We start from the raw sequence: 367 nt of genomic DNA, 5'->3' as shown, positions 1-367 counted from the left end.
TGTAGTCATAAAGCTGGTGTGAAAATTCAACTAGAGTATGACTTGTTGAGTGGAGAATTTTCTGATGTGAAAATTGAACCAGGAAAACGAAGTGATCAGGCGTATGGTGCGACGCGAACAGGTATGGCACAAAAGAATGAACTGTATATTCGTGACTTAGGATATTTTCGTTTACAAGACTTTAAGTCTATTCAAGATAATCAAGGATATTATTTATCACGTCTTAAGTTACCAACTAAGATATATAGAAAAGAATTCGAAACAGTCGTATTTAAAACAAAACCAGCTCAACTGAGGCCGGTATATATACAAATTCATTTGGAAGAAATCATGAACCAATTACAGCCTGGCCAAGTGTATGAATTAC

Annotated in this window: 1 protein-coding gene; it reads left to right on the top strand. The window is 35.1% G+C overall.

Features of this window, described 5'->3' with window-relative positions; genetic code table 11:
- A partial coding sequence (locus tag JDS80_RS30785; RefSeq protein ID WP_199640826.1) for a transposase occupies positions 1 to 367 on the top strand: 367 nt, incomplete at both ends.

It is taken from the genome of Bacillus cereus group sp. N8, assembly GCF_016483685.1.
GTDB classification, from domain to species: Bacteria; Bacillota; Bacilli; order Bacillales; family Bacillaceae_G; genus Bacillus_A; species Bacillus_A proteolyticus.
This window is presented reverse-complemented; position numbering and strand designations above follow the sequence as displayed.